This window comes from Methylophilus sp. 5, from assembly GCF_000515275.1.
Classification (GTDB): Bacteria; Pseudomonadota; Gammaproteobacteria; order Burkholderiales; family Methylophilaceae; genus Methylophilus.
The window spans coordinates 331,144-342,639 of the sequence record NZ_KI911560.1 but is presented as its reverse complement, the minus strand read 5'-3'; the positions used below and the strand labels follow the sequence as shown (position 1 = coordinate 342,639).

9 protein-coding genes are annotated in these 11,496 nt (G+C 52.5%); all 9 read right to left on the bottom strand.

The window, feature by feature from the left end:
• Positions 1–16: 16 nt before the first annotated feature.
• The 9 genes from nirD to METH5_RS0101435 all read right to left on the bottom strand — a co-directional run bounded on the left by nirD (position 17) and on the right by METH5_RS0101435 (position 11,295).
• Positions 17–334 (bottom strand): nitrite reductase small subunit NirD, encoded by a 318-nt coding sequence (gene nirD, locus METH5_RS0101475; protein ID WP_036307459.1) that lies wholly within the window; start codon positions 332–334, stop codon positions 17–19.
• 46 nt (positions 335–380) lie between these two features.
• Complete coding sequence (locus METH5_RS0101470) at positions 381–2,069, bottom strand: bifunctional protein-serine/threonine kinase/phosphatase (protein ID WP_029146829.1); 1,689 nt, start codon at positions 2,067–2,069, stop codon at positions 381–383.
• A 50-nt stretch (positions 2,070–2,119) separates the two neighbouring features.
• The gene (locus METH5_RS0101465; RefSeq protein WP_029146828.1) at positions 2,120–3,331 is read right to left on the bottom strand and encodes a NarK/NasA family nitrate transporter; all 1,212 of its coding nucleotides are present in this window, start codon (positions 3,329–3,331) and stop codon (positions 2,120–2,122) included.
• 65 nt (positions 3,332–3,396) lie between these two features.
• Entirely contained in the window at positions 3,397–5,823 is a 2,427-nt protein-coding gene (gene nirB / locus METH5_RS0101460; RefSeq protein ID WP_029146827.1) for a nitrite reductase large subunit NirB, read from the bottom strand.
• A 20-nt stretch (positions 5,824–5,843) separates the two neighbouring features.
• The gene (gene cobA / locus METH5_RS0101455; protein ID WP_029146826.1) at positions 5,844–6,629 is read right to left on the bottom strand and encodes a uroporphyrinogen-III C-methyltransferase; all 786 of its coding nucleotides are present in this window, start codon (positions 6,627–6,629) and stop codon (positions 5,844–5,846) included.
• 23 nt (positions 6,630–6,652) lie between these two features.
• Complete coding sequence (locus METH5_RS0101450; RefSeq protein ID WP_029146825.1) at positions 6,653–8,122, bottom strand: alginate export family protein; 1,470 nt, start codon at positions 8,120–8,122, stop codon at positions 6,653–6,655.
• An 89-nt stretch (positions 8,123–8,211) separates the two neighbouring features.
• Positions 8,212–9,021, bottom strand: coding sequence for an ABC transporter ATP-binding protein (locus METH5_RS0101445; RefSeq protein ID WP_029146824.1), 810 nt, complete (start codon positions 9,019–9,021; stop codon positions 8,212–8,214).
• Positions 9,022–9,041: 20 nt separating this feature from the next.
• Complete coding sequence (gene ntrB / locus METH5_RS0101440) at positions 9,042–9,962, bottom strand: nitrate ABC transporter permease (RefSeq protein WP_029146823.1); 921 nt, start codon at positions 9,960–9,962, stop codon at positions 9,042–9,044.
• A 19-nt stretch (positions 9,963–9,981) separates the two neighbouring features.
• The gene (locus METH5_RS0101435) at positions 9,982–11,295 is read right to left on the bottom strand and encodes a CmpA/NrtA family ABC transporter substrate-binding protein (protein WP_029146822.1); all 1,314 of its coding nucleotides are present in this window, start codon (positions 11,293–11,295) and stop codon (positions 9,982–9,984) included.
• Positions 11,296–11,496 lie beyond the last annotated feature (201 nt).

Here is an 11,496-nt window from a genome sequence, read left to right as displayed (position 1 = left end):
AGATTGCCTGGCTTACTCAAGACGACTGGTTTAGTTGCAGATAGACGTCGCCACCTTCTACTTTAACTGCGTAGCAGGCGGTGTGACCAACATCCGGCTCTTCTGCTTTACCATCTACCAGGCTGATTTTCCAGCTGTGCAGTGGGCAGGCGACTTTGTCACCATAGACGATGCCTTGCGATAATGGGCCGCCTTTATGCGGGCAGCTGTTGTTGAGTGCAAACACGCGGTCATCTTCGGTGCGAAAGACGCCAATCTCTACCTCGCCGTGGCGCACAACACGTGCGCCTAGGGCCGGAATATCGTTTACCGGGCAAATTTTTGTCCAACTCATTATTTCCTCTTTTCCAACGTGAGTCTGGGTTTTACAGCGCAAGGGCTTAAGAGACCACTAGCAAATAAATTAATAGCAGATTGATACACAGCGAAATCACGGCCAGCCATTGCCATTTAACCAGACGTGCCCGCGCAATCAGTGGCGTGCGCGGGATGACGATGGGTTTGAGTTCGCCATGTTCCAGCGCCAGCAGCATTTCTTCGGCGGTTTCAAAGCGGTTTTCCGGTTTTCTGGCGATTGCTTTTAGAATAATGTTTTCCAGCCAGGCCGGAATTTCCGGGCGATAGCGGCTGGGGCGGATAGGCTCGCCAAAGCGCGGTGACTGGAACGGCTCAATTTCGCCATAAGGATATTTGCGGGTCAGCAAGTGATACAGCGTGACGCCGGCGGCGTAAATGTCGGCCTGGCGGTCGGCGATTTTGCCGTCAAATAACTCAGGCGACATAAAGCTGGGTGTGCCCGGGTTTTCCATTTGCTCAGGCATGGGCAAGGTGGTGTTGAGCGCCACGCCGAGGTCAAGAATACGCAAACGGTTATCGCTGCCAATATGAATATTGGCTGGTTTAATGTCACGGTGCACAATATTTAATCGGTGCAGCATGCTTAAGCCACGTAATAAATCTTGGCCGATATTGGCGACGCCGTTCATGGTGAAATGGTGTCCGGCCTCAAGGCGCTGTTGCAGGGTGGCACCTTCATGCCAGGTCATCACGTAATAGAGCGCACTGCGTTGCTCACGTGTGAGTGGCAGCACTTGCGGCACACATTGTGACACCACACGTTTGGCCAGCCACTCTTCGTTGAGCAACGCTTCGCAGCTGGTTTTGTCGTCAGCCCTTAATGGCTGCAGTGTTTTGAGCACGAACAGCTGGCCTGTCGCATTTCTCACCTGATACAGCAGGCTGACACGTGAATCATGGATGATTTTCGTGATGGTAAAGCCGTCCAGCTGGTCGCCAATCGCCAGCTTGGGCGGTACTGGCAGGCTGAGCGCATCAGCCAGCATATCGGTCAGGTGATCCTGCCCGACCTGGTCAATGCGCACCACCACGGCGGAGGCATTATCCTGGCCACCTTTTTCAAGCGCCTGGCTGGTTAAATGTTCGGCCATCAGTTGTGGTGTGTGATACAGCATCAACACTTTGTGTATATCCGCATCGCCCAAGGCCGCCCACACACCATCGCTGACAATTGCATACACATCACCGGTTTGCAGCAAACCTTCGGCATAGTCGACACTGAGTTGATCATCCAGGCCGACGGCGCGCTTGAGCACATGGCGCATGTCTGGCCTATCCCAGACGTGGTCGGTGGTCAGGCATTCTAATGATTGCTCGCGCAACCGATAAATGCGCGTGTCACCTACATGCGCTAATACATAACGTTGCCCACGTAAGACCAGCAATGACAAGGTGGTTGCCATGCCGGCCATCTGGCTGTGCTTGCGCGCTTGTGATAATACCCAGCGATTGGCTGCCTGAATCACTTTGTCCAGGGCATGTTGCACCGTCCAGGTATCAGGCGTGGCATAGTAATCTGCCGAGAGGGTGCGCACCGTCATTTCAGCCGCTTCGGCACCACCGGCACCGCCACTGATGCCATCAGCCACGGCCAGCAAGGCGCCTTTGATGCCCAGTTGGGCGTCGGCAGGGGTGACCAGGCCAATATAGTCCTCATTACGAGGTCTGGGCCCTGTTGCACTGCTTTCACCTACACTAAAGCTCAACTTCATCTGGCGCTCAGTTTCATCTTGTTGTCCGTTTAATAGCGGTATTGGTTTGCTTAAATTTTAGCGCTGGTGACGGTCGCTGCACCCCAGGTGGTACGCCAGCGGTTTTTCACGCTAGACAGACCAACCAGTGCCACAATCGCCAGGCCGGCAAAAATCGTCAGGCCAATCTGGTAGCTACCAGTGAGTTGTTTAGAATAACCCAGGCTTGAGGCCAGGTAAAAACCACCCACGCCGCCCGCCATGCCTACCAGGCCAGTCATCACGCCGATTTCTTTGCGGAAACGTTGCGGCACCAGTTGAAACACCGCGCCATTGCCCATGCCCAGTGCGGCCATGGCTAATATCACCACCGCCAGACCAGCCGCTTGTGTTTGCATGCCAAAACTTAAAATAAACAGGAAAATAGCAGCCAGCACATACATCGTGCTTAAAGAACGGATGCCGCCGATACGGTCAGCCAGCAAGCCGCCAAACGGACGTACCAGTGAACCGGCAAACACGCAGGCTGCCGTAAAGTAACCGGCATGAACCGGGTCCAGGCCGTATTGGTCATGGAAGTAAATGGTCAGAGAAGACGCCATGCCGACAAAACCACCAAAGGTGACGCTGTAGAAAAACATAAACCACCAGGCATCTTTGTCTTTTAACACGGCCAGATATTGTGACAGTGACTTGGCTGCAGGTGCGTCAGGCGCATCTTTGGCCAGCAAAATGTAAACAACCAGCGCAAGCGTGAGCGGAAACAACGCCAGACCAAATACATTATTCCAGCCAAAAGCCAAGGCTAAGCCAGGGGCAAACAGAGCCGCCAGGGCAGTGCCTGAGTTACCTGCACCAGCAATGCCCAGGGCTGTGCCCTGATGTTCTGGTGGATACCAGCGTGAGGCCAGTGGCAGGGCTACCGCAAATGCGGCCCCGGCAAAACCAAGAAACACGCCTAGCAACAAAGCTTGCTGATAGGTGTGTATGCCATGTAACCAGGCGGTGATTAAGGCGGCAATCACAATCACCTGGCCAATCAGGCCTGCTTTTTTTGGCTTAAGCTGGTCAACCAGCACACCCATGACGATACGCAGAATAGCGCCGGTCAACACAGGGGTGGCCACCATCAGGCCTTTTTGCGCCGGGTTTAGCTGCAGGTCAGCCGCGATTTGTACTGCCAGTGGCCCCAGCATGACCCAGACCATAAAGCTCAGGTCAAAGTAAAAGAAGGCTGAAAATAAGGTCGGTTTATGGCCGACTTCCCAAAAGCTTTTTTGCATGTTGTTTCTCCCGGGCGTACGACGTTGATTGTCGCACACCATTTATTAAAGTAAATCGTATTAAATTAAATCGTAATTGTGTCGAATTCTTTGTGTTCATCGCGTTTGTTGACGCGTTCTGCCCATGGGTCGACGGCCCCTTGCAATGCATACAGCAGACGCTCGTAGGCTGCGGTGCGGCCTTCGGCATCTTCGAGAATGCGTTTTTTCACGTAGTCGAGACCGACACGTTCAATCCAGTGTACGGTGCGGTCCAGGTAACGCGCTTCTTCACGGTAGATCTGGATAAATGCACCTGAGTACTCAATCACTTCTTGTGCCGTTTTTACCTTGCATAAAAAGTGTGCCACCTCGGTTTTAATGCCGCCGTTACCACCGACATAAATTTCCCAGCCAGAGTCGACGCCAATGACGCCGACATCTTTAATGCCAGATTCGGCGCAGTTACGCGGACAACCAGACACGGCGAACTTCACCTTGTGCGGCGCCCACATATGGTCAAAGGCTTTCTCGATGTCTATGCCTAACTGCGTCGAGTTTTGTGTGCCAAAGCGGCAGAACTCAGAACCGACGCAGGTTTTAACCGTGCGGATAGATTTGCCGTAGGCGTAGCCGGACGGCATATCCAAATCGGCCCACATATTGGTCAGGTCTTCTTTTTTTACACCCAGCAGGTCAATACGCTGACCGCCGGTGACTTTCACCATCGGCACCTTGTATTTGTCGGCCACATCGGCAATCTTGCGCAACTGGTCAGACGATGTCACACCACCGTACATGCGTGGAATCACCGAGTACGTGCCGTCTTTCTGGATGTTGGCGTGCACGCGTTCGTTAATAAAGCGCGACTGCGGGTCATCCTTGGCTTCGTGCGGCCAGGTTGAAATCAGGTAATAGTTCATGGCTGGCCGACAAGTGGCACAACCGTTAGGGGTTTTCCAGCCCATGCCTTTCATGGCAGCCGGAATGCTCAGGTATTTGTGCTTGCGGATTTCATCACGTACTTCTTCGTGATTAAAGTCTGTGCAACCACACATTACTTTGCTGCTGGATGGTGGGGCGTAGCCGCCGCCCAGTGTCGACGCCAGAATTTGTTCTACCAGGCCAGTACAACTACCGCAGCTGGAACCGGCTTTGGTTTGCTTTTTCACATCATCTATCGTAAACAGGCCTTTTGCCTGAATCGCCTTGACGATAGTGCCTTTGCAGACGCCATTACAACCACAGACTTCCATTTCGTCAGTCATGGTCGAGACTTTGTCCTGACCCTGGTGGCCGGTATTGCCCAGGCTATCTTGCCCAAACATTAAGTGATCACGAATTTCGTGAATTGGCTTTTTGTCGCGCAGCAGCTGGAAATACCAGGCCCCATCCGTCGTATCGCCATACAGCACGGCACCGATGATTGTGTCATCTTTGACGACGAGTTTTTTGTATACCCCGCCGACTGCATCGTGCAGCAAAATTTCTTCGGCATCATCACCGCCCATAAAATTACCAGCAGAAAACAAATCAATGCCAGTCACTTTGAGTTTTGTCGAAGTGACTGAGCCTTTGTAGAGACCGATGCCGAAGTTGGCCAAATGTGTGGCGCACACTTTAGCCATTTCAAATAAAGGCGCCACCAAGCCGTAGGCAATGCCACGGTGGCTCACACACTCACCCACGGCATATACGCGTGGGTCATAGCTTTGCATGGTGTCATTGACCACGATGCCGCGGTTGCAATGAATGCCCGCGGATTCTGCCAGTGCATAGTTAGGGCGTATGCCCACCGCCATCACGACCAGGTCGGCTGGAATCTCCTGACCATCTTTAAAGCGCACGGCCACCACACGGCCATCTTTGCCTATCAGTTGTTCTGTATCTTTTTTAAGTAAAAAGCTCAGGCCGCGAGCTTCTAGTGATTTTTGCAGCATTTTGCCTGAGGTTTTATCCAGCTGGCGCTCGAGTAACCACTCGTTTTTATGCACCACAGTGACGTCCATGCCTTGAATTTTGAGGCCATTGGCTGCTTCCAGGCCCAGCAAACCGCCGCCAATCACCACGGCATGCTTGTGGGTTTTGGCCGTTTCTATCATGTCGTTGGTGTCTTGAATGTCACGGTAGCCCAGCACGCCTTGCAGGTCTGCCCCCGGGATAGGCAAAATAAATGGCTTGGAACCGGTCGCCAGCAACAAGCGGTCATAGGCAACGGTAGTTCCATTCTCAGCCGTGACGGTGCGCGCCTTGCGGTCAATTTTGTTGACGCGCGCGCTGGTATGCAAAGCAATATTATTGTCTGCATACCACTCACGACTATTTAGAATAATGTCATCAATAGTTTGCTCATTGGCAAGCACTGGCGACAACATGATCCGGTTGTAGTTAGGGTAGGGCTCATCGCCAAACACTGTAATGTCATACATGTCCGGCGCAATTTTGAGCAGTTCTTCCACTGCTCGCATGCCGGCCATGCCGTTACCGACAACGACTAGTTTCTGTTTTATCATCGAAATCGCTCCTGTTGAAATTATGCTGCGCTGGCGACATTGAGCCAGGTTTGCAGGTTTTCTTGCCAGTCTTGTTCTTGCTGGCTGTTTTTGGCTAGCTTCACCACTTCGCCGACCACAATAATCGCCGGGCTTTTGAGGCCTTGCGTATGCGCCAGGTAAGGGATGGCCTGCAATGACGAAGTCACTGCGCGCTGGTGTTCGCGGGTGCCGTTTTCTACGACCATGCAAGGCATGTCGGCTGACATGCCCGCATTGATCAAATTGCGGGTAATTTCGGGCAGATGTTGCATACCCATGTAAATCACCAGTGTGGTGTTGGTTTCTACCAGTGCTTGCCAGGGCAGCGGCTCGCCATCCTGGGTATGGCCGGTGATCAGCGTCACGCCATGGTTGTAGCCACGGTGCGTGACCGGGACCTCCATGCTGGCGCAAGCCCCCAGGCCGCTGGTCATGCCTGGAATAATTTCATAAGGGATATTGGCCGCACGCAAGGCCAGCATTTCTTCGCCGCCACGGCCAAACACAAACGGGTCGCCGCCCTTGAGGCGAACGACCACTTGTCCTTGCTCGGCCAGCGCGACCAACATACGGTTGATAAAGTGCTGCGGGGTAGACTTGCAGCCGCCGCGCTTGCCGACCGGCACGATGCGTGCCTGCGGGCAATGCGCGAGCAGGGCCGGGTTCACCAGGTCATCGACCAGCACCACCTCGGCTTGCTGCAAAGCCTTAACGGCTTTGAGCGTAATGAGGTCTGGGTCGCCGGGTCCGGCACCGACTAAATAAACTTTGGCGGCTGAAGTCATAGGCAATTCCTTACTTGGTTAAATCAAAAGGTATACATGGCAGTCAGCCATAATTTTTCGGTATCGCGGACACGGCCACGGTTACCTGCGATGCTATCTGGGACATTCGCGGTGAGGGCATAGCGGTCACCTTCAGTAAAGCGGCCATACTCCAGCTTGGTCATCCAGTTTTTATCCACATTCCAGGTCACTGCAGCGTTCCACTCTTTACCATAGCGTGAGCCTTTGGTATTGGTACCACCACCCACAGTGTGGAAATCCTCATCTGAATCAATCAGGTGGTAATCAGCAAAGAACAAGAAGTCACCGTAGCGATATGTGGCAGTCACAAATGTATCTTTGATGCCTTCGAGTGGTGTGGCCAAAAATTTGTCTACCCAGCCCTGAAACAGGTGGTTGGTGCCCAATGGCGTCTGGAAGGCATAACGGCCGTTGTTGCTAGACAGTAACTCCTGGTCTACGCGCATGTTGAAGTTATCAATGCCAAAGCCACCGCCGACTTTGTAATAGTGCGCATCAATGCGCGAGTCACCATTGCTGTAGTCTGTCTGTTTGGCATATTCGGCCGTGTAATGTGCGCGGTAGTTAGGTGTGAAGGGGTGTGTGCCATCCAGGCGCAAGCCAATAATCTTGTTACCCTGGTCGGCAGTTTGGTTGGCCGCCCCACCTTTACCAGCAGCAATTGCGCCTGCTGTTGTGCCATTACCAAACCATGCACGACCCATGCCTAAATCTTGAAAGCCATCCAGGTAGGCATAGCCCACCAAAAACTCGGTGGGTGAAAGACGGTAACGCGCATTCACAATGTCCAGAGCGCCATCTGAGCGGTGTTTTGCCGTGATTTGCTCCAGGCTCTCAAAGTGGGCAACAAATAGTTCTGTATCAGGAATGGTTTTGTTAAAAATCGAGACGCCATCAAATACCTGCATCACTTGGCGGAAAGCAATGTCACCGATAAAACGCACGTTATCCAGGTTGACCTGTTGACGACCGGCACGCACGCGGGTGTTTTTAATACCTGTCCACTCTACAAATAACTGGTTAACACCGGTGTAGTCAGGGTCAACCACTTTTGCGTATTCGATGTTACGTGCCTGGTTGGAAACACTATTCGTCAGGGTGCTGTTGGTGCTGTCATTAAAGTTGTCTGCCAGTTTGGACACGTTAATCAACTGGGCCGCAAAGCTAAAGTTGTGGTAGGGCGCAGTTTGCCAACCAATCAAGCTGCGTAAAGTCAATGCGTTGGCGTCTTTCAGCTCTTTAGTCGCGCCTGGGTTGGCCGTGCCATTCGGCATGGTTGGTGGCTGCAAACCGTCTTGGCCTACATTCTCATAACGCAATCTGAAACTGGTCATATTTTTGCCAGTTTTAATCGCATCCATCATGGTGTATTCAGGCAGAACCTCTTCTTCTGCCATGGCTTGCATGCTGAGTGCCGCCAGTAAAATAGCGACTGAAACTTGACGCAAGCGTGGGTGTGAGTTAGCGTTCATGTGTTGCTCCTTTTTGCTATGTGGGGTAACCATACTTCGATGAGGTATGCAGTGCTGGCGGGTGACCGCCCGTCAGCACTACTTTTGTTTTATGCTGCTTTTTTGGCGTGGCGCTCATACAAAAACTTCAATACTTCGCTACGCAGATGCGTATAACTCGCATCTTCTACCAGCTCCAGGCGTTTGCGCGGGCGTGGCAAATCCACTGTCAGAATTTCGCCGATGGTCGCCGCCGGGCCGTTTGTCATCATGACAATGCGGTCTGACAGCAACACGGCTTCATCAACATCGTGGGTGACCATGACGGCGGTGCAACCTGAGCGCGCCATGATGCCCATCAGTTCGTCTTGCAAACCAGCGCGGGTGAGGGCGTCCAGTGCGCCAAACGGCTCATCCAGCAACAGTACTTTAGGTTCCATGGCCAGGGCGCGGGCAATGCCGACGCGTTGTTTCATGCCACCAGAAATCTCATTCGGACGTTTTTCAATCGCATGGCTTAAGCCCACCAGTTCTAGCGCTGCACGGGTACGGTCAGCCAGTTGTGCTTTGGTTTCGTTTTCGCCAAACACGCGTTCAACCGCCAGGTAAACGTTTTCAAAACAGGTGAGCCATGGCAACAATGAGTGGTTTTGAAACACCACAGCACGCTCAGGGCCTGGTTTGGAGATTTCACGCCCGGCACAAAACAGGTAGCCTTCACTGGGTTGCAGCAAACCGGCAATCAGGTTGAGCACAGTAGATTTGCCACAGCCTGAGTGGCCGATGATGGAAATAAACTCACCCTCGTGAATATTCAGGTTGATGTCTTTGAGTGCCTGAAAACTGCCTTTTTTGGTTTGAAACGTCATGTTGACGTTTTCAATCAGGACATAACGGTCTTGCATTACATTCGTCGTCATAATAAAAATCCTTTTCCCGGTTATTCGTAGCTGTAGCGTTTTGCTATCAGCACCAGCAACTGTTCGAGCAACAGGCCGACAATGCCAACAATGAAAATGGCGATGATGATGTGCTCTACATTGAGGTTGTTCCACTCATCCCATACCCAAAAGCCAATGCCCAGGCCGCCAGTCAGCATTTCTGCCGCCACAATCACCAGCCAGGCCGCCCCAATCGACAGGCGGACGCCAGTCATCATGTAAGGCATCACATACGGCAGCAAAATCTTGGTGACCACTTTCCATTCAGACAGGTTGAGCACTTTGGCCACGTTCATATAGTCTTGCGGCACTTTGCTCACGCCAACTGCGGTGTTGATGATCATCGGCCAGACGGCAGTAATGAAAATCACCCAAATTGCAGCCGGGTTAGCCGCTTTGAACACCAGCAGGCCAATCGGCAACCAGGCCAGTGGCGACACCGGTTTGAGCAAGCTGATAATGGGCGCCGCCATGCGGGACATAAACGTGTAGCGGCCAATCACAAAGCCCATCGGGATGCCGACAATCGCAGCCAGGCCGAAACCAGTGGCGACACGCTTGAGCGAGCTAAGAATGTTCCAGCCTATGCCCATATCGTTCGGGTTGTTGATGTAAAACGGGTCTCTGAACAACTCGACTGCCGATTGCCAGGTTTTCACCGGGCCTGGCAAACCTTGTGTCAGCGCGGCGACCGTGGCCCAGATGGCAGCGAAGATCATCAAGCCAATCACAGGCGGCAACAACCATTCAAATACCTGTTTGGCGGTTGCCGCCCATGCCCCGCGCTTGGGCGCGGTGGCTGGTGCAGCTGTGGTTGAGAGAGGGGTAACCACAGCAACAACGGGTTGCGCAGGGGCTGCTGTGACAGCTTCCTCGCTTTGTTGCATCATTTTTTCTTTGCTAAAACTGACGACACTCATGGCAACTCTCCTCAAAAGATTAAGCTTTTACCTTGAAGCTGTTGGCGTAAGCTTTCGGGTCTTTACCATCCCACACCACGCCATCAATCAGCTTGCTGCTACGCATCGCGTCCGGCACGGCAATCCCCAGCGATTTGGCCGCTTCGGTATAAATGTCGATACGGTTGACCTTTTTCGCAATGCTTAAGTAGTCAGGGTCAGACTTCAACAAGCCCCAGCGTTTGTGTTGGGTCAAAAACCACATGCCATCGGACAGGTACGGGAAGTTGACCTTGCCATCGTTAAAAAACTTCATGTAGTTAGGGTCTTCCCATTTTTTGCCGATGCCATTGTCGTAATGGCCCAAAAAGCGGCCTTCAATCACTTCTTCAGGCGCATTCACATAGGCTTTACCAGCAATCAGTTTGGCCACTTCAGAGCGGTTTTTAGTGGCATCGATATAGCGGCAAGCTTCCAGAATTGCTTTGGTCAATGCCAGTGCGGTATTTGGGTTTTTGGCCGCAAACTCAGCGGTGGTGCCCAATACTTTTTCCGGATGATCGGTCCAGATATCCTGAGAGGTCGCCACAGTAAAGCCAATTTTGTCGTAAATCGCGCGTGCGTTCCACGGCTCGCCTACGCAATAACCATCCATATTGCCGATACGCATGTTGGCAACCATTTGTGGTGGTGGCACCACAATGGTTTTCACGTCTTGCATCGGGTTGATGCCATAACTGGCTAGCCAGTAATACAACCACATGGCGTGCGTGCCGGTGGGGAAGGTCTGTGCAAAAGTGAAGTCGCGGTTTTCGTTATCCAGCAGGCGCTTGAGGGTGGCGCCACTGGTGACGCCTTTTTCTTTTAACTGGTTAGCCAGCGTGATGCCCTGGCCGTTGTGGTTCAGCGTCATCAGGACGTTCATATCTTTTTGCTGACCGCCGATACCCAGTTGTACGCCGTAAATCAAGCCATACAACACGTGCGCTGCATGCAACTCACCGTTGACCATTTTGTCGCGCACGCCCGCCCAGGAAGCCTCTTTGGACGGCACGATTTTGATGCCGTATTTTTTATCGAAGCCCATTTGTGCAGCAACGATAATCGGCGCACAGTCAGTCAGTGGAATAAAACCCACTTTCACTTCGGTGATTTCAGGCGCATCTGAACCGGCAGCCCAAGCCTGGCTGCGGATAGCCGATGGCACCATATTCATCATGGCGGCAGCACCAAAGGCACCGGCCATGGTGTTCATGAAAAAGTGGCGACGTTTCTGGTCCACTTGTTCGGTGGTGGTGACTGGGGTAGACGGCGTCACTTTATTGTGATCAGAATTGTTATCAGAACTGCTCATTGCTGCTCCTTGATTAATTAATCGAAAATTTAAAAACAAAAAGGCGTCCTGAATGCAGACTGTTTTTTGTCTACACTCAGGACGCCTTTGTCCGTTGATTGCGCAAGCCATCAGGCTTGTTTGCTACATGGCCTTTTATTCGGGGCCGGTGCTACTGGTGTGATTTCAACCGCCGTTAGCTGAAACCTCAAGCCAATTTAG